A 20,320-nucleotide genomic window follows, 5' to 3' on the forward strand; every position below is an offset into this window, starting at 1 on the left:
CTTTATGTATTTTTTAGTAATTGTTTAGTTATGTTCATATCATCAAATGGAAATCGTTCTCCATTTATTTCTTGGTAATTTTCGTGTCCTTTTCCAGCAATTAGAATTATATCTTTAGGCTGAGTCATTTTAATAGCTGCTCGTATGGCCTGTTTTCTGTCTGTTATGGAAAGATATTTATGGGTATTTTGTGCTTCAATTCCGGATTCGATTTCAGTAATAATTTCATCCGGATTTTCATCTCTAGGATTATCTGAAGTAATAATTGATAAATCAGATAACTGAGTAGCTATATTACCCATTTTAGGTCTTTTTTCCTTATCTCGGTGTCCTCCGCATCCGAATACTGTAATTAACTTTTCATTCCTTGTTCGAGATTGATTGATTGCTTCCAATATATTTTGTAATGCATCGGGAGTATGAGCATAATCAACAATAATATATTTTTGATCATCAGATACGTAGGTTTCAAAACGTCCTTTAACTCTTTGTAATTTGCTAAGAGCTGTCAATATAGTTAAGTGATCAAAACCCAATTCAGAGGAAATGGCATATGACAATAGTTCATTATATGCATTGAATTTACCTGCTAAGACTGTCCAAAATTCGTAACTATTAAATTGCAACAACATTCCATCTAGCCTGTTTTCAATAATTTTACCTTTATAGTCGGAAGTTGATTTTAAAGAATATGTTACCTTCTTAGCCTTTGTATTTTGAAGCATGATCAGTCCATTCTTGTCATCAACATTAGTAATAGCTATTGCAGTTTTTGGTAATTCATCAAAAAACTTCTTTTTTGCCAATATATAATTGGAAAATGATTTATGATAATCTAAATGATCATGAGTAATATTAGTAAAAGCTCCGATCTTAAAAGTAAGTCCGGCTAATCTATTTTGATGAATTCCATGTGAGCTGACCTCCATAAAAGCGTATTGACAATTATTTTCAACGGCTTGTGCCAATAAATTATTAATAGTAATGGGGTCGGGGGTTGTATGATTTGATTTTAAAATTTTATTTGAAATTCTATTTTCAATAGTTGATAGTAAAGCACAATGAAAACCTAATTGTGTAAATAGGTTAAACAATAAAGTGGTAGTTGTAGTTTTCCCATTAGTTCCGGTAATCCCTATAAGTGTCAATTTTTCTGAAGGATTATCATAAAAATTAGAGGCAACTATTCCTAAAGCTAGGCTCGTATCTTTAACCTGAATATAAGTGACTGAATCAAAGCATTGAGCCGGCAACTCTTCACATATAATAGCAGTAGCTCCTTTTGATATTGCTTGGGGTATAAATTGATGCCCATCTAAATCATATCCTTTGATGGCAAAGAAAATACATCCCGGTTCAATTTTTCTTGAATCGAAAGCAATACCTTTGATTAAAGAACTAACATTTCCTATTAGTTTTTCAATGGATACTTTATTCAATAGATCTGAGAGCTTTTTCATGCGCTTAATTTTAAATATACGGTCATACCTTTTTTTATTGGAAAGCCAATAATGGATTGTTCCACGACTTTTCCATTTCCTGTGTATACTACTTTCAATCCTAAATTTTCCAAAGCAGGTATGGCATCTTTGCCATAATAGCCGATCACATTTGGGACTATAGTAGTTAGTGGATTAATAGTTATTTTTTGTTTTCGTGTTATCAGTAAATTTATTTTTTGTGATTCTTTAGATTTATCTAATTTAGGTAGATTTAATGGTTTTTTTAGATATACTTTTCCAGCTATTTCTTTAAATACAGGAGCGGCAACTTGTGCCCCATAAAAACCTTTTTTGGGTTTATTGATGACTACAATGCAAGAATATTCGGGTTGATCTGCTGGAAAAAATCCACAGAATGATGCTTGATATAGTCTTCCTTTTCCTTTATTCCAATATTCTACCTGTGCAGTTCCCGTTTTACCGGCCATAGATAAATTGGGCGTATAAATGCTTCTCGAAGTTCCGGTTTCTACGGCATAGGTTAACATTTTCTTTAAATCGTTAATTGCTTTTTGAGAAGCCATTTTTTGATTTATTACTATAGGTGTAAATTTTTCTGTAACGATGCCTTTAGTTTCAATTTTATATAGCAACTGCGGCTTCATTAATTTCCCATTATTGGCTATCCCATTGTAAAAAGTGAGAATCTGTAAAGGAGTTAGCTTTATTCCATATCCGAATGACATCCAGGCAAGCGTAACCGGCCCCCATCTTTTGTCATATTTTGGAATGTAAGGTGCGCTTTCTCCTGGAATATCTATATCCGTTTTTTGATTTATTCCCCAGGAATTGATTTTATTCAAGAAATCTTGTGGATTTTTTGAAAAATAAGTGCTTACCATTTTAGATATCCCGACGTTGCTCGATTGAGAAAGAACCTGTGATAGTGTAATTACACCACTTCCATGGTCATCTCGTATAATATGTTTATGATATTCCCAATATCCCGGACCTATATCAACTTTTGTATTAGGTTCTACATATCCATCGTCAAGAAGTGCGAGCATAGATACGGATTTAAATGTTGATCCAGGCTCTGCAGCTTCCCATACAGCATAATTCCGTAGATCGATATATTCTCCTTCTTTAGTTCTTTTTAGATTGGTAAGAGCAACTATTTTCCCGCTTTTTACCTCCATTACTATAGTGCAACCGTGGTCAGCTTCTGATTTTTCAAGTTGATCTTGTAAAGCAGAGTATGCAATATTTTGAATCCTTATATCAATCGTTGTGTACACATCATTACCATCTTGTGGCTCCAGTTCAATATTTATGGGCTTCCATTGTTTTTGGTTAATTCGTTGTTGAATTTCTCTACCGTTTTTACCTTTTAAATAACCAGAGAAAGCTCCTTCCAATCCGGATTTACCTCTCTCATCATCAAATCCTAAAGTTCTGCCCCCAAATCCTGAAATAGTTTTTACTCTTTCTGTTCTTCTTTCTACTATAAAGCCTCCTTTATTTTTCCCTTTATTTAGGATGGGAAAATTTTTAAGTCGTGCAAATTGTTCGTAATCCAGACCTTTGACTAATTTTAAATATTGGTTTTCTTTTTTTCTTCCTTCATTTAGTCTCGAATAAAAATAAAAGCTCGGCTTTTTAAACATTTTTTGCAATGAATCGCATAATGCGCCAATATTATTCTGATACAATTCTGTGCGGATAGTTTTCATATCCATATAAATATCATATTTGGTAATCGTTGTAGCAAGTAAGATTCCATCTGAAGCGTATAAATTTCCTCTTGCAGCTACAACCTCAACATTTCTGAAGTTTGTCGTTTGTGCAAGATTTTTATACTTTTCAGTATCATGAGTTTGTATATATATAAGCCGTATAAATACAGATCCCGCAAATAGTAGAATAAATACGAAAACCCAATAGGTACGTGCTAATATTTTTCTTCTCTTGTTATTATTCATCTTCTACTTTCGGCACCAAAATTTTATAGGGTTGTTTATCTAATGGGTAAAGTGAATCAGAACTTACTATTTCACCCAATTCAGATTCTACTTTTAATTTCATTAGTTTATTATGTATTAAAGCGTATCTTGCTTTATACTCTTCTGATCTTTCTTTTAAGTCAGAAATTTCAACTACTTTTTCATCAACAATATGAGAGGAAGAAATTGAAATTAAAGATAATACCATTAGGAATAAGATAAATTTCCATACAGAAAATGCATCACCTTCTACTAAAAACTTTCCTTTTAGTATATCTAAAACAGTTCTTGATTTTCTATTTTTAGCTGTCTTTTTAGCCATTGTTTCTTTTAATTGCTATCCTCATTTTTGCACTTCGTGCTCTGGTGTTTTCGATTATTTCCTCATGGTTTGGAACTATTGCTTTTGAGAAAGGAATATCAAAAGGTTTGTCCCAGTTTCCAAATACATCTCTTTCCGGTTCTCCTTTAAACAATCCTGTTTTTAAGAATTTTTTTACTAACCGATCTTCCAATGAATGATAGGAGATAAAGACTAAAACACCTCCTGGTTTTAATATTTCATAACTTTGAGTTAAAAGTTCTTTCAGTGCATTTAACTCGTCGTTTACTTCAATTCTAAGAGCCTGAAATAATTGAGCGAAAAATTTATTTTGTTTAAAAGCAGGAATACTTTTACTGAATAATTCTTTGAGATCTGAAGTTGTTTCAATTATATTTTCTTTTCTTCTTTCTACAATTTCTTTTGAAATTTTCTTAGATTGTTTTAATTCTCCGTATAAATAAAAAATCTCCGATAATTGATCTTCCGTATAGTTGTTAATAATATCTTTTGCCGTAAGGGACTGTTTGTTGTTCATCCTCATATCTAAAGGACCTTCAAATCGGGTTGAAAAGCCTCTTTGGGGCATGTCAAATTGATGAGAAGAAACTCCCAAATCAGCAAGTATTCCGTCAACGCTATCTACTTTGTAGAATCGTAAGGAATTTTTAAGATAGCGAAAATTTTGTTGAATAAATGTAAAGCGACTATCTTTAATAATATTAGACGTGACATCATAATCCTGGTCAAAAGCATACAATCTACCTTCCGGAGATAATTTTTTCAAAATCAAGCCTGAATGTCCGCCTCCACCAAAAGTACAATCTACATAAGTGCCTTTGGGATTCAAGAGTAATGCTTCAACACTCTGTTGTAATAAGACAGGTTTATGATAATTCATTTTCAGATATATTACCCATTACTTCCTCAGCCAAATTGGCAAAGTCTACTTCATTCACATTGACAGACTCTTCATAAAGGTCTTTGTCCCATATTTCAATGACATTAATAGAAGCTGCAACTACAATGTTTTTTTCAAGCTTAGCAAATTGAATTAAATCTTTGCTTATTTGCAAACGTCCATTAGTATCAATTTCTATATTTTTTAAACCGGCTGTAAATTGGCGTATAAAGTCATTATTTTTTTTAATGAAACGGTTTAATTTATTTATTTTGCTCATCACTTGATTCCATTCGGACATAGGATGTAGCTCTAAACATGGTTGAAAAACAGATCTTTTTAGAATAAAACCTTCATGCAAAAGCGAGTCCAATTGCTTCTTCAAACCTGAAGGGAGCAGGATTCTTCCTTTTGAATCAAGGGTGCATTCGTATGTTCCTATAAAACTAACCATATTAGTTTCCAAAAATATAAATTATTTTCCACTTTACTCCACTTTACTCCACTTTTGTTGATAACTTTTGTAGGGTAAAATAGTTCAAAAAAATATGGAATTTCTGACTCGTAAAAAAGGAAAGTTATTAGTAAATAATGTTTCTAATTAGTAATAAATGATGTACTTTTGCATTTGCATAGCAATAAGATTGACTAATGATTTTTAATCTTCGTAAAGAAAAAAAATTTGCATACACAGTAAGGGGCGAGGGCAAACCAATAGTTTTATTACATGGTTTAATGGGAAGTTTAAGCAATTTTTCGGATCAGGTTGATTTTTTTTCTAAAAATGGATACAAAGTGTATTCTATAGAGCTTCCGTTGTATTCTCTTCCAACTCTACGAACTAATGTATTGGGATTGACTAATTATGTGATAGCATTCCTTCAAAAAATAGTTGATGAACCGGCTATTATTTTAGGAAATTCTTTAGGGGGACATTTAGGCTTAATGATATCTTTAAAAAAACCTCATTTTGTTGATTCTTTGGTTTTAACCGGAAGTTCTGGACTATATGAAAGAAGCTTTGGGGAGTCTTATCCGAAAAGAGGCAGTTATGAGTATGTCAAAAAGAAGTCAGAAGAGGTTTTCTATGATCCGAAAATAGCTACTAAAGAATTAGTAGAGGAAGTGTACGAAACATTATCCGATAGGAGTAAAGTTTTGAAAACAATTCATATTGCAAGAAGTGCTATTAAACATAATTTATCTAAAGAATTAAAAAATATTTATCAACCCACTTGTTTAATTTGGGGAAAACAAGATAACGTAACTCCCCCTGAAGTAGCAGAGGAATTTCATGAAGGTATTCCTAATTCTCAATTATTTTGGGTCGATCAATGTGGCCATTCTCCGATGATGGAAAAGCCAAATGAATTTAATGAAATTCTTTATAATTGGCTGAAAGAAATGAAATTATAGAAATTTTTACTATGACTATATATTCAGCAGAGTTTATAAAAAGCAGTAAATTTATGGAAGATTGCCCTGAAGGGAACAAACCGGAGTACGCATTTATAGGAAGATCTAATGTGGGTAAATCTTCTTTGATTAATATGCTCACTAATAAAAAAGGTTTAGCTAAAACTTCTTCCACTCCTGGAAAAACCCAATTGATTAATCATTTCCTGATTAATGATAATTGGTACTTAACAGATTTGCCAGGTTATGGTTATGCTAAGGCTTCTAAATCTAGTAGGGCTGAATTTTCTAAAATGATTGAAAACTACATCTTATCCAGAAAAAATTTGGTTAATCTCTTTGTATTAATTGATTCTCGTCATTTACCTATGCAAATTGATTTGAATTTTATAAATTGGTTAGGAGAAGAAGGAATCCCTTTTTCATTAATTTTTACTAAATTAGATAAAGTTTCTCAAAAAGAATTTTCGTTTAATTTTAAAAAATACTCTCAAAAATTACGTGAAACATGGGATGAGCTCCCTGAAATGTTTAAAACATCATCAGAAAAGAAAATTGGACAAGAAGAAATACTTTCCTTTATTGAAGATACTAATAAATATTTAGCTAGGAATAAGATTTATTTTGGCGAATAATCATCCTCTATATTTTGAAAATTAATGTAAGCGGTAGCTTTTAAATTACCTTTTATTGTTATGGAAAAAGATTTTATTTTCGGAATACGTCCTGTTATGGAAGCCTTAGAAGCTGGAAAAACATTTGATAAAGTGTTTATACAAAATGGCTTATTAGGAGAGAATATCAAAGTTTTAAAAATGAAATTTTCGCAAGCTGGAATTCGAGTTAAATATGTTCCTGTTGAAAAATTAAATCGATTGACTCGAAAAAATCATCAAGGTGTATGTGCTTTTCTTTCTCCTGTACAATTTTTTACTATAGAGGATTCGATACCTCAATTATTTGACGAGGGTAAAATGCCATTTGTTCTTATTTTAGATCATTTAACTGATGTAAGAAATTTTGGTGCAATTTGTAGAACAGCTGAAATAGTGGGGGTCGATGTTATAGTGATTCCGGATGAAGGTTCTGCTCCTGTCAATTCAGATGCAATTAAAACTTCTGCCGGTGCTATTTATAACTTAAAGATTTGTAAAGAAAAAAATTTATTAAAAGTATTAGAGTATTTAAAGCTCAGTGGTATAAAAGTTGTTTGTGCTACTGAAAAAACCAATACTTATTTATACGATGAAGTGTTGAAATTCCCATTAGCAGTAATTTTAGGGAATGAGGAAAAAGGAATTTCAAGAGATTTATTAAAAAATTCCGATGCGAACTTAAAGCTTCCAATTTATGGTAAAACGGAATCCTTAAATGTGTCAGTGGCTTGTGGGGCTTTTTTGTATGAGGTAATAAGACAAAATTTAAATTCTATTTAAAAAAATTTATATTAAAAATATTTTTTATAATGAAAAGTTCGATAATTATTGGAACGTTATTTTTAATCTTGGGAATAATTTTAGGTTATATCCAGTATAACGGATCAAAAGAACCATTTTTAACTATAACCTTAGTAGTAGGATTGATAGGAGGAGCCGGTTTAGGCCTTATATTAGGAGCTATCAGTGGGTATAGCAGCAAATCACAAAGTATCAAAAGAAAAGCAAGTGAGGCGGAAAGAGAAGTTATGAGGGATAGATTAAAAAATCAAGGATCATCAGCTAATGATAATTCTAATGGGAATTATTAGATAGATTCTTATAATAATAAATGGAAGGAATAAGTAATAACAGCAATATGGGCTGTATAATTATTCTCCTTATATAAAAAGTAGGCATATATCCTAAACTAAAATTTGTAAACAGCGAAAATAAATATAAGCTTGTAAAGAAAAGAAAGCAAAATAAAAGGATATAATTAGAAACCTTTGTAATTTTCTTGTCGTTGTACCATAATTGAATAATAACAAGTGTTATTAGGGAATTTATTCCGTATCTGAATATAAGAGATATAATTAGTTTCAGTACATTAAAATAGGGTGGAGCATGATGATTAAAATCTTTCTGTTTAAAAAATTGAAGGAGTGGATCATAAAATATATTTGTTTCGAATCTTCTTACTAAAATTAAAAGTAGTATACATAACATAATTCCAACAATTTTAGATACTCTTTTCATATTAATTATTTCTTTTTAAATACGAAAAATTTGATCCAAATAATCCATAAAACAATAATAAGTCCATAAATGATAGCTGGAAATAAATAATCATGGCTGGCTTCACCGTATTCCGGATAATAAGAAAATACGTAATTTATAAAACTAATTCTTAAAATATTTATTAAATATATAATTAAGATTGTTATCAGTAAATAAACACATGTTTTTTTTATCGAATTTGCAAAAGCGATAATAAATGAAATATATAGAATTATTACTGATAAAGCATTACAACCTTCGTTAACAATACTTATAGATTTATTATTAATAAAAAAACGCATATAGTTTTCATTATCCATATGTAATGCTTGGCTGGAAATTCCTACCCAATTTAGTAATGAGGAAGATTGCTTAGCAACCATATAAGTATAATCATCACAGGTGTGAAGTTTGTTTTGATAGTAACTTAGATACCAATAGTACAATATTGTTAAGAACAAATAAACGGAGAAAAATTTGACTAAACTTATGAAAATCGGTTTATATTCTTTCATAAAAATGAAATTAAAATATAAAAATATAAATTATTGATATTATATTGTTTAAAAATGCTAAAAAACTTCATCGCAAATTTATACGTTCAGAATGACAACATCAAATATGCAAAAATTTCAAAACTCAACTTATATGCCTTTCCGGAACGAATTGAAGTTTGCTTATGATATTTTTCAGTCTGAGCACAGAGTGGCCGATATTACTGTGCGCAATAAGCATTATGTTATCAAATAAACAGAAATAGTAAATGTTACTATCTAAAATCGTGATATTTAAATAATTATTGATTGTGTTTGCGTATTTTATTAAACAAACAGTTATTTTATAATTTACTCAAATGTAAAACGACTTCCGATATCAAATTTTTTAATATCAGAAGTCGTTTTTTATTGCTTAATAATGGATAATTTGCTCAATAATGATTTTATAGATTTGATTGACTATTTACTCATTTCTACTACCAAAACATTACCTTTATCTTTCAGGAAGTATTCATCCTTCTGCGGAGCTCGTAATAACAACATTTTATTATCGCCAATCTCCATTGTATCCCCGGGATTCATAGTTGCTCCACTCTGACGGAGATACGATAAAATATTACCAAACATATCGAAATAGTAAGATCCTTCATCATGGTTATTTGCTAATACAGCAAAATCAGGCAATCCAAATGCATCAGCATTGTAAGTGCGCATCCAGACACCTTTAGCATCTTCTAAAATATATTTAACAAACCCGCAGAAAAATAACGGTAAACAATCGCTTAAACTCTTCGCACTGTTTTCATCACTAAGTAAGTCACTTAAAACATTTGTAGGGAGTGAAGAATGAGCGTTTTCATTAATAACTGCTAATGCGTTAAATTCATCAAAACACGCTGCCAGACGGGACAAAGCTAGGTATTGTTCTAATGCATCTTCATCATTTCCCTTATAGTACAAAATTACATGGCTATCATTTTTACGAATTTGATCTTTGATATCTTGACTATAATGTGCTGGTGCAACACAAGTTTCCAATACATCAGCAGGAAAAGGCTCATTGAATCCGATCAGTCTAACTACGTGTTTTCCCCAACTTACTAAAGCAAAAACGCCTTGTTCAAGATCTCCGGCAGGTGTTTCGTAATCGACATTTGTTATTGAAGAATCTAGAAATCTTAATTTATCTAATAGTTTATCTTTGTCAAAATTAAGGGAGCCTTTAAATACAACACTTAATCCTATTGATTGTTTAATATTCGTATTTTCAACTTTAGATTTTTTACCAAATAAACGAGCAAACAGTGACATTTAAATTTCTAATTTTATTATTTAATATTATTTAACATATGTGCAAATTTAATTAATATTATTTAACGTTTTAATTAATAATTTATTTTTAAATTAAAAAAATATGACTTTAAATCAACAAACAATTAATCCTCAAATTCTTAGTGATAACAATTTATGCAATAGAATAGAAATACATTTGAAAATAAAGGTTAAATAGCAAGAAAAGAAAAAGATTATATTAAATTTTTATATTTATTTGTAAATGCTTTTAAAAATTGATGGATGTGAATAAAACAACATATTATATGTCCTATCATATAAATTAAAATGATTTTTTAAGTAAAGTGCGAGAATTTAATATTTTAGCAAAATATATCGGATTAGTAGTAATATTTAACAAAAAACAGGTTGAAATTATTCAACCTGTTTTTATTTAATTTATTTTTTATCTTCGATGCTTTTAGTATCCTTAGTATTATCTTTTTTTTCTGGTTTTGGTAACAAAACTTTTCTGGATAATTTAATTTTTTTCTTCTCATCAACACCTAGGTACTTCACTTCAATTATGTCTCCTAGTTTAACAGAGTCTTCGACCTTTTCTAATCGTCTCCATTCTAGTTCAGAAATATGAACGAGTCCTTCAACACCTTTAGAAAGTTCAACAAATGCACCAAAAGGTTTAATTGAAACCACTTTGGCTTTATAAATAGCTCCGACTTCAGGAACAAAAGCAATTTGCTTAATTTTTTCAACTGCTTCATCGATTTTTTCTTGATCTATCCCTGATATTTCAACTTTTCCTACCTCGTTGCTCTCTTCAATAGTAATTACTGTATCTGTATCTTTTTGAAGTTGTTGAATATTTTTTCCTCCAGGTCCGATTATAGCACCGATAAAATCTTTTGGAATTTCCAATGAAACTAATTTAGGCGCATTAGGTTTTAATTGTGGATTTGGAGTAGAGATAGTTTCCAAAATTTTGCCTAAAATATGTAAACGACCTTCTTTGGCTTGGTTCAACGCTTTTTCCATGATTTCAAAGGAAAGTCCTTGAATTTTAATGTCCATTTGACAAGCGGTAATTCCATCAGCAGTACCGGTTACCTTAAAGTCCATATCACCTAAATGATCTTCATCTCCTAGAATATCGGATAAGACACTCCATTTTCCTGACTCTTTATCGGTTATTAATCCCATTGCTATTCCAGATACAGGTTTTTTAATTTTAATTCCCGCATCCATTAAAGCCAGCGTTCCAGCACATACGGTAGCCATAGAAGAAGAACCGTTAGATTCCAAAATGTCAGATACGACACGTATAGTATAAGGGGTATCTTCAGGAATAACATATTTCAATGCTCTTTGAGCTAAGTTGCCATGTCCTATTTCTCTTCTAGAGACGCCTCTTACCGGTCTCACTTCACCCGTTGAAAATGGTGGAAAATTATAGTGTAAATAGAATTTTTCTTCATGCTGTGAAATTACATTGTCTACACGATTTGCATCTAAAGAAGAGCCTAAAGTAACTGTAGTCAACGATTGAGTTTCTCCACGAGTAAAGATTGCTGATCCGTGAGATCCGGGTAGATAATTAACTTCACACCAAATAGGTCTAATAGTTTTAGTATCTCTGCCATCTAAACGAATTCCTTCATTTAATATAAGTTGCCTAACAGCATCTTTTTGTACATCATGGAAGTAAGTTGCAGCTAAAGGTTTTTTCTCCTCTAATTCTTCTTCTGTAAATCTTGACAAAAACTCTTCTAGTATATTGTCAAATTTTTCGCTTCTTTCATGCTTATCAGATGGAGTTTTGGCAACGTCATATATTTTTTGGTATGAGAAATCTGTGATGGCTTTTCTCAGCTCTTCATCATGTGTTTCATGACAATATTCTCTTTTAGTAAGCGATTTTTCAATTTTAGCTGCTAATCTTTCTTCCGCTTCAATTTGTTTTTTGATAGCTTCATGAGCATACGAAATGGCATCTATCATTTCTTTTTCGGAAATTTCACTCATTTCTCCTTCAATCATAACAATCGAATCATTAGATGCTCCTACCATTATATCAAGATCGAATCCTTCATTCATTTGTGTAAGGCTCGGATTAATGATATATCTTCCATTTTGACGAATGATTCTAACTTCAGATATAGGTCCATTAAATGGAATATCAGTTATGCTTATAGCTGATGAAGCTGCCAGTCCAGCTAATGAATCTGGAAGTATAGATCCATCATAAGAAATAAGTTGAATCATGATCTGTATTTCCGCATGAAAATCTTCAGGGAATAGAGGTCGTAAGACTCTATCTACCAGTCGCATAGTTAGGATTTCCTCATCCGTTGGTCTTCCTTCTCTTTTCATGAATCCGCCCGGTATACGACCTCCTGCTGAAAATTTATCTCTATAATCTACAGTAAGCGGTAAAAAATCCACTCCGGGATTTGCTTCTTTTGCAGCTACAACTGTAGCTAATAACATAGTTCCCCCACATTTGACTACAACAGAGCCATCTGCTTGTTTTGCAAGTTTTCCAGTTTCTAAGATGATTTCTCTTCCATCATCCAAGACAATTTTTTCTGTAATTGCTTTTGGAATCTCCATAAAAAATAAAAATTTGTTAATATATTTATAATAAAGCAAAAAGAAAGTTTAATGTAATGTTAAAAATAGATAGTTACTTTAAATTTAAATAGGAAAACACCAGAGAACACTCAAGTCCATTAAAATATGAAAAGATTAATGGAATTCAGTGCTCAGTGTGCTTACATATTCCAATGACAAATAACAACCAATAATTTAAGCCTTTTTTCTTTTTGTGCTTTTTCAAAAAGATAGTAAAAGAGGCAATTTATTAATTGCCTCTTTATAATTTCTTCTACTTACGAATACCTAATTCTGCAATAATTGCTCTATACCTATTGATATCTTTTTTCTTTAAGTAATCAAGTAATTTTTTTCTTTTTCCCACTAAAGCCACTAGCGCCCTTTCTGTGTTGAAATCTTTATGATTTCTTTTTAGATGCTGGGTTAGGTGGTTAATTCTAAAGGTAAACAAAGCTACCTGTCCTTCTGCGCTACCGGTATTTTTTTCATCTTTACCGTGTTTTGCGAAAATTTCTTTTTTAACTTCTGATGTTAGATACATGCCAATATTAATTTTAATGATTATTATGTATTGAGCGGCAAATATATAACTTTTTTTGATGAAAAGAAAATAAGAGTGATTTTACAAAAAATTCACTCTTTTTATATTTTTGCTCACTCGGAGAGGTTTTTATTATTTTGTTAAAGGAGCAAATTCTAATACTACTTTACCGTCTTGAACAAATTGTAAAGTAGTATTTGTAAATACTAAAGTGCTTCTTATACCCATTAATTCTAAAAATCTAGGTTCTTGATTGTATTCTGGACATGCCATAAAAGTTGATACCATAGGACTAGGGTTATACATATTTTCAATAAGTTCAAATGATCCATTATAGATATTACAACCTGCATTACCATTTATCCTATTTTTATCAAAATCAAAATTTAAGGTAGGAATTTCTCCTTTAAATGAATCTGTAGCTGATGTACCATCTATGGAAGTTAAATACCAAGTACCTCTTAGCTTGATTTGTAATTCTTTACTATCCACTTTTTCTGCAACATTTTTTGTGGTGTTACAACTTTGGAATGTTGTACCTAAAAATAATAAGAATAAACTAGTAACACTAATTTTAATTAAATTTTTCATATATTATCTTAAATTATTTTTTTGCTTTTTTAGCAATTTTTAACATTTTAGCGGTATATCAAATATTTTGCCAAAGTGTTAAATAAGGATAAGTTTAAGGATTAATAAGAATTAATTAACTGATTAATTTCCTTAAAGCCGCCCCCATTATATACATCTTTGAATCCTTCATTTTTTAGATAATTGACTATTTTTTCAGATCTTATGCCTGATCTACAAAAAATAATCAAAGGAGTTGAAAATTTTCGAATTATTTCAAGTTGGGATGGAATATCATTCATTGGAATAGAAATAGCACCGGGAACATATCCTTCATTGATTAATTCATCATTTTCTCTCACATCTAAAAGTGTAACAGAGCTTTTTTTTAAAAGTTCTTTTAAATTCATAATTACCAAATAACAATTCTTTCTTTTTCAGGCTTAAACATTTTATCCCCCTTTTTTACATTAAATGCCTTATAAAAGCCTTCCACATTTTCCAAAGGTGCTATAGCTCTATAATACCCCGGAGCATGAGGATCGGTTTTAATTTGATTTGCTAAGGCTTCCTCTTTAGCTTTGGTTCTCCAAATAGTTGCCCAGGATAAAAAATATCTTTGTTCCGGTGTATAATTTTCAATCTTACCCGGATTACCTTTGTCTTTTAGATATAATTTCAATGCATCATATGCTATAGCGACTCCACCTAAATCGGCAATATTTTCACCTAATGTTAATTTTCCATTTATATGTAAACCCGGAATAGGTTCATAGGCATTATATTGTGCTTCTAGCGCCTTGGTTGCTGCCTCAAATTTCTCTTTATCCAAAGGGGTCCACCAATCTTTTAAGTTGCCATCGCCATCGAATTGAGATCCACTGTCGTCGAATCCATGAGATATTTCATGGCCGATTACAGCACCTATTCCGCCGAAATTAACGGCTGCATCAGCTTTATAATCATAGAATGGTGGCTGTAATATGGCAGCAGGAAATACAATTTCATTGTAAGAAGGATTATAATATGCATTTACTGTCTGAGGAGACATAAACCATTCAGTTTTGTCTACCGGTTTGCCTATTTTATTTTTATCTCTGTTATAATTGAAAACAATAGCATTTAGTTGATTTTGGAAAAAAGATCCTCCTTCCTGTAAAGATTGTATTTCTAAATTGGAATAGTCTTTCCATTGATCAGGGTATCCTATTTTTACAGTAAATTTATTTAGTTTATCCAAGGCTTTTTCCTTTGTGGATTGGGACATCCATGTTAAGTCTTTTATATGAATGACAAAGGATTTTTTTAAATAATTGATAAGCTCTTTTGCATTTTCCTTTGCTTCTTCGGGAAATACTTCGGCTACATATAATTTTCCGAATGCTTCACCAACTAGTGAATTGATGCGGCTAAGCGCACGTTTTTCAATGGCTCTTTGCTCCACTTGTCCACTTAATGTTTTGCCGTAAAAATCAAAATTAATGTCATCAAGTTCTTTAGTTAGACAGTCTCCTGCATATCTTAGAATACTGACTTTTATAAAGTCTTTTAGTAAGCTGATATTTTGTGGATTGATGTTTTTATCTAAGTTTTCAAAGTATTTTTTTTCAGGTATTATAATGGTATCTACTTGTACTCCAAGCTGAGAAAGATACTTTTTTAAGTTAATATTCTTCGATAATTTGGATAAATCATTCAATGAATAAGGATTATTTTGGAGTTGAGCATTTCTGATTTGCTCTACAGTCAGAAGATTAGAGGCTAATTTTGTTTCAAATAAAACAATATCTGCCGCGGTTTTATCTGGGTCATTATGTCCGATTACTTTCAATAATTTTGATAAATAGATCTTGTATTCTTGTAATGTTTTTTTTGACTTATCATCATTTTTTTGATAATAATCTCTACCCAAGCCTAAAGATATATCATTTAAATATACAGCGTTTACATTACTATTATTTAAATCTGATTGGACGCTGTATGAATAAAACGGATTCATTCCCAAAGGAGTAAATTCAATAAGTAAATTTTGTAAATCTGAAAGATTTTTAATTTTATCAATCTTCGATAAATAGGGAAGAATAGGAGAGATTCCCTGTTTATTTCTTTCTTCCATATTTATAAATGAACTATATAGATCTTTAATTTTTTGACCTTCAGAACCTTTGGGATAAGTTTGAATGATAGATTTTTTTAAAATACTTAGCGATACAGAATCGGTAAATTCCCGCAATTGATCAAAACTTCCCCATCTGGAACGATCTGAAGGAATTTGAGCATTTTTCATCCAATTTCCGTTTACATAATTATAAAAATCATCTTGCGGTCTTATTTTTTTATCCATGTAATTTTCATTAATTGCATGATTTTGCGCATGCATCCCACTCAAAGGGATAAGCGCTGTTGCAATAAATACTATAAATTTTCTCATTAATACAAAGTTAATTATCAATCAAAAATAGTTAAAAATACTCATATAAGTTATTTTTAACAAAATTTTAAAATGAAGTAAAATAAGCAATGTGACTTTTATTTTTTATTTTTGTATAAAATTAATTCTTGTTAAAAATATTTTTACAATTAAGCCAATGAGTGACCCTATTTTATACTTAAGGAATGCAAATATTTACCAAAAGAACTTTTTAGTTTTAAGTCAGGTTAATACAAGTTTAGAAAAAGGAGAATTTTATTATCTTATTGGTAAAACTGGAAGTGGAAAAAGTTCTTTGTTAAAGATATTATATGGAGATATTCCTTTGCTCGAAGGTGAGGGGAAAGTTGTCGATATTGATTTGGTTACTTTGAAGTATAATGATATTCCAGTTTTAAGGAGAAAATTAGGAATAGTCTTTCAAGATTTTCAACTATTGACGGATAGAAGTGTAGAAAATAATTTATTATTTGTCTTGAAAGCAACCGGATGGAAAGATAAATATGCTATTAATGAAAGAATAGAAGAAGTTTTGCAAAGTGTTGGAATGGCAACAAAAAAGCATAAAATGCCTCATGAGCTTTCGGGAGGTGAGCAGCAACGTGTCGCAATTGCAAGAGCATTATTGAATCATCCCGCTCTCATTTTAGCAGATGAGCCGACCGGAAATCTTGATCCTGAAACTTCTAACGAAATAATGACTTTGCTTAAAGGTATTGCACAGCAAAATCATTGTACAATACTTATGGCTACTCATGATTATTCAATGATAAAAAAATTTCCGGCAAAGACTATAAAATGTGAGAATGGTAAAATTTATCACGGAGATTCTAACGAACTTTTTCTCTAAAAAAATAAAAATTTAAATTATAAATATTTTTAGATGATTTCTATTCTTATTCCGGTTTATAATTATTCAATTGTAAATCTAGGAAATGAATTACTGATGCAGAAAAATAAACTAGATGTTCCTTGTGAAATAATATTTTTTGATGATTGTTCAACCAATGAAAAAATAAAAAAAGAAAACCAATTATTTTGTAAAAATAACAATATAGCCTATCACGTTTCAAAAAAAAATTTAGGAAGAGCTGAAGCGAGAAATTCTTTGGCTGAATTAGCAAGATATGAATGGTTGTTATTCATGGATTCTGATGTCTTTCCTGTTCGACAAGATTATTTAAAAAAATTTATTTTGTCGATTAGCCCTACAGGTCAAGTTTATACCGGAAATATTTTATACAGAAGAGATGTTAGCGAAAATTATAAAAATAATTTGCGTTGGAAATATGGTATTAAATATGAAGAAAATTGTATCAAAAATGACAATAGATCTAAGTATTTGTATTTAAAATCTGCCAATCTAATGGTTAGAAAAAAAACTTTTAAACATAATTTTTTTCCTGTTTTAAAATATAACTATGGATACGAAGATACAATGCTTGGATTAAGCCTTGAAGAAAAAGGAGTTAAATTAGAAATTATTCACAATCCGGTTTATCATGATGGATTAGAAACCAGTCAAGTTTTTTTAAATAAAACCGAAGAAGCAATTAGGAATTTAGCAGAATTAATTCGGGAAGAGAATAATTTATGTAAAAGAATTAAAATAATTAAATTATATTATTTATTAAAAAAACTTAATTGTGTTAAATACGTTAAATATTTGTTTGAAAAAAATCGTAATTCAATGAAAAAAAAACTTCTATCTGAGAATTCTGATGTAAGAATTTTTCAATTATATAAATTTGGATATTTGTGTTATTTGCTTGCTTTATAAAATATGTTTAATAAATTGGCTTCTTGAGCTTCCCAATTATATTTTTCTGAAGCTTTATCTAAATTATCTAGATAGTAACTTTTTCCTTTAGCTATAATTAAATTAATTTTTTCAGAAATTTCACGGGCGGAATGTTCAGAGATAACTTCTCCTATTTGATCTTTATTTATAACTTTTTTTATTTCCGGAAGATAAGTTCCTAATACGGGGATTTTTGCATGGATATAATCGAATAATTTATTGGGAAGAGCATAGCGATAGCTTAAGCCACGGTCTTCTTCTAAACTTAATCCTAAATCAGCCATAGGGGTTATTAATTTTAATTGTTCAGAAGGTATTTCTCCTAAAAAATAAACTTTATTTTCAAGATTTAATTCATTAGTATAATTTTCATATTTTTTTCTTAACGATCCGTCTCCGATAATCCAAAATTGAATATTATCAACAAATTTCATTGCCTCAATCATTTTATCAATACCCCGAGAGAAATTAATGACTCCTTGATATAACAAGATTTTTTTATTTTGAGGATTTTTAGGTAAGTCAATGGTTATATGTAATTCTTTATTTGGTTTTGTATTGATTAACGGGACATTTTTTATTACTATAGGACGATTGCCATAGTTTTTTTCAAAAAAATCCGCATAACCTTCGCTTACTGTGTAAAAGTGTTTAATTTTAGGAATGATATATCTTTCAAGTTTCTTCCATATTTTTTGTGAAAACCTCCCTTGCACGGATGGAAGCTCAGAATATATTTCGTGACTATCAAAGACCAGAGGGATACTTTTTATTTTAGAAACCAAATAGTTAGGTAATAGAGAATCTAAATCGTTAGCTAATAATATTGTATTTTTATCAGATCGGAAAAGTATATGCCAGAATAATTTTAGATTAAACTCAGAAAATAATAAAAACTTTTTTTGGAATACAAGATTGAAACGGCGAGTAGGGTAAGGTCTTTTTAGCGTAGGCAATCCATATAAATTTGTTCCGATAATAAAAATTTCATAACCTTTTTTGAATAAAGAATTACAGACTTTTTCTACTCTTTGATCTGTAGATATATTATTAATTACCGAAACTAATACCTTTTTTTTATTTATCATTCCTGTACAAAATTAAATATAAATCCAGATCAAAAACAATATATTTGTAAATTATCTCATATTTGGCAATGCAGCAAAAATTGAATATTCTTTTTCTACCCTATTGGCTTCCATCAAAAAATAATCCTAAAAATGGTAATTTTATTTTACGGCATGCTGAAGCAATTGCAACCTTACATAATATAACTATTCTTTATGTTGAAAGAGATGATACTTTACTAGAAAAATTTAAAATAAATATTGATAAAAATCATAATTTACTTATTATAAAAATATACTATAAAGGGCATTCTTATAAAGTTATTAATTACTGGAAAAAATTTAGAGCATATACTAAAGGTTTAGGACTTATTAAAAATATTGATTTGATTCATATTCATGTGCTATATTATTATGCTTTTTTGGCTTTATATTTTAAAATAATAAAGAATATAAATTTTGTAGTGACGGAACATTGGACCCGTTGGATAACTAAAGATAATAGCCTATCTCGTAAATTTTATTGCAAGATGATGAATATAGTTTGTTCTCAGGCTTCTTATATCCTTCCGGTAAGTGAAAATTTAGCGGATTCAATGAAAATGCAAGGGATCAAAGGGAAATATAAAATTATTCCTAATGTTGTAAATACCCAGGTTTTTAAGCCTACTAATAATAAGCCTGAAAAAAATATCTTTCTTCATATATCAAACCTTGTGGATGATCATAAGAATATTACTGGGATTTTAAATGTATCTAAAAAATTGGCAGAATCAGGATATAAATTTATTCTTAAAATAGGTGGAGACGGAGATAACACAATGATAAAAGAATTTATAAAGAATAATAAATTAAAAAATTATATATCGACTTTTGGCCCTTTAACTGAAAATGAAGTTTCATATAAAATGAGAAATGCAGATATGTTAGTGATGTTTAGTAATAAGGAAAATCAACCTTGCGTTATCAATGAAGCTTTTTCTTGTGGTCTTCCTGTAATCTCAACTAATGTTGGAGGAATTACAGAATTTTTTCCAAAAAATTTCGGAATTATTATCGAAAAAGGAAATGAAAATGATTTGTATGAAGCAATGGCAAAATGTATTAATGGTAAAGTTGAATTTGCAAAACCTAAGGATATGCATCAATATGCAATAAATCATTTTAGTATACAAATTATAGCCAAAGAATTAGAAAAAGTATATAGTAAAGTTTTGCAATAAATAAAATT

At 30.0% G+C, this 20,320-nt stretch carries 21 protein-coding genes; 7 read left to right on the top strand and 14 right to left on the bottom strand.

Annotated elements, in window-relative coordinates:
- Positions 1–2: 2 nt before the first annotated feature.
- Genes Q0T35_RS10135 through mraZ form a run of 5 tightly spaced genes read right to left on the bottom strand, consistent with a single transcriptional unit; the run spans position 3 to position 5,122 of the window.
- Complete coding sequence (locus Q0T35_RS10135) at positions 3–1,460, bottom strand: UDP-N-acetylmuramoyl-L-alanyl-D-glutamate--2,6-diaminopimelate ligase (RefSeq protein ID WP_293918853.1); 1,458 nt, start codon at positions 1,458–1,460, stop codon at positions 3–5.
- A complete protein-coding gene (locus Q0T35_RS10140) occupies positions 1,457–3,424 on the bottom strand; it encodes a penicillin-binding protein (protein ID WP_293918852.1) in 1,968 nt (655 codons plus the stop codon). The genes Q0T35_RS10135 and Q0T35_RS10140 overlap by 4 nt, the downstream gene beginning before the upstream one ends.
- Positions 3,417–3,767, bottom strand: coding sequence for an FtsL-like putative cell division protein (locus Q0T35_RS10145; protein WP_293918851.1), 351 nt, complete (start codon positions 3,765–3,767; stop codon positions 3,417–3,419). The genes Q0T35_RS10140 and Q0T35_RS10145 overlap by 8 nt, the downstream gene beginning before the upstream one ends.
- Positions 3,760–4,668: a 16S rRNA (cytosine(1402)-N(4))-methyltransferase RsmH gene (gene rsmH / locus Q0T35_RS10150; RefSeq protein ID WP_293918850.1), complete on the bottom strand. Its 909-nt coding sequence runs from the start codon at positions 4,666–4,668 to the stop codon at positions 3,760–3,762. Before rsmH ends, Q0T35_RS10145 begins: the two co-directional genes overlap by 8 nt.
- Complete coding sequence (gene mraZ / locus Q0T35_RS10155) at positions 4,655–5,122, bottom strand: division/cell wall cluster transcriptional repressor MraZ (protein ID WP_293918857.1); 468 nt, start codon at positions 5,120–5,122, stop codon at positions 4,655–4,657. Before mraZ ends, rsmH begins: the two co-directional genes overlap by 14 nt.
- 197 nt (positions 5,123–5,319) lie before the next feature.
- On the opposite strand from mraZ, the gene Q0T35_RS10160 reads away from it, so the two are divergent.
- The 4 genes from Q0T35_RS10160 to Q0T35_RS10175 are packed head-to-tail and all read left to right on the top strand — an operon-like array spanning position 5,320 to position 7,831.
- Positions 5,320–6,084 carry an alpha/beta hydrolase gene (locus Q0T35_RS10160; RefSeq protein ID WP_293918849.1) on the top strand — a complete coding sequence of 255 codons (765 nt, stop codon included), beginning with the start codon at positions 5,320–5,322 and terminating at the stop codon, positions 6,082–6,084.
- 11 nt (positions 6,085–6,095) lie between these two features.
- A complete protein-coding gene (yihA, locus tag Q0T35_RS10165; protein ID WP_293918848.1) occupies positions 6,096–6,719 on the top strand; it encodes a ribosome biogenesis GTP-binding protein YihA/YsxC in 624 nt (207 codons plus the stop codon).
- Between the two features lie 60 nt (positions 6,720–6,779).
- Positions 6,780–7,520 carry a 23S rRNA (guanosine(2251)-2'-O)-methyltransferase RlmB gene (gene rlmB, locus Q0T35_RS10170; protein ID WP_293918847.1) on the top strand — a complete coding sequence of 247 codons (741 nt, stop codon included), beginning with the start codon at positions 6,780–6,782 and terminating at the stop codon, positions 7,518–7,520.
- A 29-nt stretch (positions 7,521–7,549) separates the two neighbouring features.
- Positions 7,550–7,831, top strand: coding sequence for a hypothetical protein (locus Q0T35_RS10175; RefSeq protein WP_295842954.1), 282 nt, complete (start codon positions 7,550–7,552; stop codon positions 7,829–7,831).
- Here the strand turns inward: Q0T35_RS10175 and Q0T35_RS11200 are convergent.
- From Q0T35_RS11200 to Q0T35_RS10210, 8 genes are all read right to left on the bottom strand, one after another.
- Positions 7,815–8,258: an exosortase F system-associated protein gene (locus Q0T35_RS11200; RefSeq protein WP_366937742.1), complete on the bottom strand. Its 444-nt coding sequence runs from the start codon at positions 8,256–8,258 to the stop codon at positions 7,815–7,817. The two genes, Q0T35_RS10175 and Q0T35_RS11200, sit on opposite strands and share 17 nt — an antisense overlap.
- A gap of 5 nt (positions 8,259–8,263) precedes the next feature.
- On the bottom strand, positions 8,264–8,794 hold the full coding sequence (xrtF, locus tag Q0T35_RS10180) for an exosortase family protein XrtF (protein ID WP_295842958.1): 531 nt from the start codon (positions 8,792–8,794) through the stop codon (positions 8,264–8,266).
- A gap of 441 nt (positions 8,795–9,235) precedes the next feature.
- On the bottom strand, positions 9,236–10,087 hold the full coding sequence (locus Q0T35_RS10185) for a DUF4261 domain-containing protein (RefSeq protein WP_295842961.1): 852 nt from the start codon (positions 10,085–10,087) through the stop codon (positions 9,236–9,238).
- Positions 10,088–10,507: 420 nt separating this feature from the next.
- A complete protein-coding gene (gene pnp / locus Q0T35_RS10190; RefSeq protein ID WP_295842963.1) occupies positions 10,508–12,676 on the bottom strand; it encodes a polyribonucleotide nucleotidyltransferase in 2,169 nt (722 codons plus the stop codon).
- Between the two features lie 274 nt (positions 12,677–12,950).
- Positions 12,951–13,220: a 30S ribosomal protein S15 gene (rpsO, locus tag Q0T35_RS10195; protein ID WP_293918968.1), complete on the bottom strand. Its 270-nt coding sequence runs from the start codon at positions 13,218–13,220 to the stop codon at positions 12,951–12,953.
- Positions 13,221–13,352: 132 nt separating this feature from the next.
- The gene (locus Q0T35_RS10200; RefSeq protein ID WP_293918969.1) at positions 13,353–13,811 is read right to left on the bottom strand and encodes an META domain-containing protein; all 459 of its coding nucleotides are present in this window, start codon (positions 13,809–13,811) and stop codon (positions 13,353–13,355) included.
- Positions 13,812–13,912: 101 nt separating this feature from the next.
- Positions 13,913–14,200: a rhodanese-like domain-containing protein gene (locus Q0T35_RS10205; RefSeq protein ID WP_293918970.1), complete on the bottom strand. Its 288-nt coding sequence runs from the start codon at positions 14,198–14,200 to the stop codon at positions 13,913–13,915.
- Positions 14,201–14,202: 2 nt separating this feature from the next.
- Entirely contained in the window at positions 14,203–16,221 is a 2,019-nt protein-coding gene (locus tag Q0T35_RS10210) for a M13 family metallopeptidase (protein WP_293918971.1), read from the bottom strand.
- A 157-nt stretch (positions 16,222–16,378) separates the two neighbouring features.
- Between Q0T35_RS10210 and Q0T35_RS10215 the strand changes: the two genes are divergently transcribed.
- Entirely contained in the window at positions 16,379–17,071 is a 693-nt protein-coding gene (locus tag Q0T35_RS10215) for an ATP-binding cassette domain-containing protein (RefSeq protein WP_293918972.1), read from the top strand.
- A gap of 33 nt (positions 17,072–17,104) precedes the next feature.
- The gene (locus Q0T35_RS10220; protein WP_295842966.1) at positions 17,105–18,001 is read left to right on the top strand and encodes a glycosyltransferase family 2 protein; all 897 of its coding nucleotides are present in this window, start codon (positions 17,105–17,107) and stop codon (positions 17,999–18,001) included.
- Here Q0T35_RS10220 and Q0T35_RS10225 read toward each other — a convergent pair.
- Positions 17,983–19,110, bottom strand: a complete 1,128-nt coding sequence (locus Q0T35_RS10225; protein WP_293918974.1) for a glycosyltransferase — start codon at positions 19,108–19,110, stop codon at positions 17,983–17,985. The two genes, Q0T35_RS10220 and Q0T35_RS10225, sit on opposite strands and share 19 nt — an antisense overlap.
- 68 nt (positions 19,111–19,178) lie before the next feature.
- Here Q0T35_RS10225 and Q0T35_RS10230 point away from each other — a divergent pair, with 68 nt between their 5' ends.
- Complete coding sequence (locus Q0T35_RS10230) at positions 19,179–20,312, top strand: glycosyltransferase (RefSeq protein ID WP_293918975.1); 1,134 nt, start codon at positions 19,179–19,181, stop codon at positions 20,310–20,312.
- Positions 20,313–20,320: the final 8 nt, after the last annotated feature.

Source organism: uncultured Apibacter sp., from assembly GCF_946479295.1.
Classification (GTDB): domain Bacteria; phylum Bacteroidota; class Bacteroidia; order Flavobacteriales; family Weeksellaceae; genus Apibacter.

Bases quoted from the DNA above. Each gene is read 5' to 3' on its own strand.
- Q0T35_RS10135 (WP_293918853.1), bottom strand. From the start codon at position 1,460: ATGAAAAAGCTCTCAGATCTATTGAATAAAGTATCCATTGAAAAACTA.
- Q0T35_RS10140 (WP_293918852.1), bottom strand. From the start codon at position 3,424: ATGAATAATAACAAGAGAAGAAAAATATTAGCACGTACCTATTGGGTT.
- Q0T35_RS10145 (WP_293918851.1), bottom strand. From the start codon at position 3,767: ATGGCTAAAAAGACAGCTAAAAATAGAAAATCAAGAACTGTTTTAGAT.
- rsmH (WP_293918850.1), bottom strand. From the start codon at position 4,668: ATGAATTATCATAAACCTGTCTTATTACAACAGAGTGTTGAAGCATTA.
- mraZ (WP_293918857.1), bottom strand. From the start codon at position 5,122: ATGGTTAGTTTTATAGGAACATACGAATGCACCCTTGATTCAAAAGGA.
- Q0T35_RS10160 (WP_293918849.1), top strand. From the start codon at position 5,320: ATGATTTTTAATCTTCGTAAAGAAAAAAAATTTGCATACACAGTAAGG.
- yihA (WP_293918848.1), top strand. From the start codon at position 6,096: ATGACTATATATTCAGCAGAGTTTATAAAAAGCAGTAAATTTATGGAA.
- rlmB (WP_293918847.1), top strand. From the start codon at position 6,780: ATGGAAAAAGATTTTATTTTCGGAATACGTCCTGTTATGGAAGCCTTA.
- Q0T35_RS10175 (WP_295842954.1), top strand. From the start codon at position 7,550: ATGAAAAGTTCGATAATTATTGGAACGTTATTTTTAATCTTGGGAATA.
- Q0T35_RS11200 (WP_366937742.1), bottom strand. From the start codon at position 8,258: ATGAAAAGAGTATCTAAAATTGTTGGAATTATGTTATGTATACTACTT.
- xrtF (WP_295842958.1), bottom strand. From the start codon at position 8,794: ATGAAAGAATATAAACCGATTTTCATAAGTTTAGTCAAATTTTTCTCC.
- Q0T35_RS10185 (WP_295842961.1), bottom strand. From the start codon at position 10,087: ATGTCACTGTTTGCTCGTTTATTTGGTAAAAAATCTAAAGTTGAAAAT.
- pnp (WP_295842963.1), bottom strand. From the start codon at position 12,676: ATGGAGATTCCAAAAGCAATTACAGAAAAAATTGTCTTGGATGATGGA.
- rpsO (WP_293918968.1), bottom strand. From the start codon at position 13,220: ATGTATCTAACATCAGAAGTTAAAAAAGAAATTTTCGCAAAACACGGT.
- Q0T35_RS10200 (WP_293918969.1), bottom strand. From the start codon at position 13,811: ATGAAAAATTTAATTAAAATTAGTGTTACTAGTTTATTCTTATTATTT.
- Q0T35_RS10205 (WP_293918970.1), bottom strand. From the start codon at position 14,200: ATGAATTTAAAAGAACTTTTAAAAAAAAGCTCTGTTACACTTTTAGAT.
- Q0T35_RS10210 (WP_293918971.1), bottom strand. From the start codon at position 16,221: ATGAGAAAATTTATAGTATTTATTGCAACAGCGCTTATCCCTTTGAGT.
- Q0T35_RS10215 (WP_293918972.1), top strand. From the start codon at position 16,379: ATGAGTGACCCTATTTTATACTTAAGGAATGCAAATATTTACCAAAAG.
- Q0T35_RS10220 (WP_295842966.1), top strand. From the start codon at position 17,105: ATGATTTCTATTCTTATTCCGGTTTATAATTATTCAATTGTAAATCTA.
- Q0T35_RS10225 (WP_293918974.1), bottom strand. From the start codon at position 19,110: ATGATAAATAAAAAAAAGGTATTAGTTTCGGTAATTAATAATATATCT.
- Q0T35_RS10230 (WP_293918975.1), top strand. From the start codon at position 19,179: ATGCAGCAAAAATTGAATATTCTTTTTCTACCCTATTGGCTTCCATCA.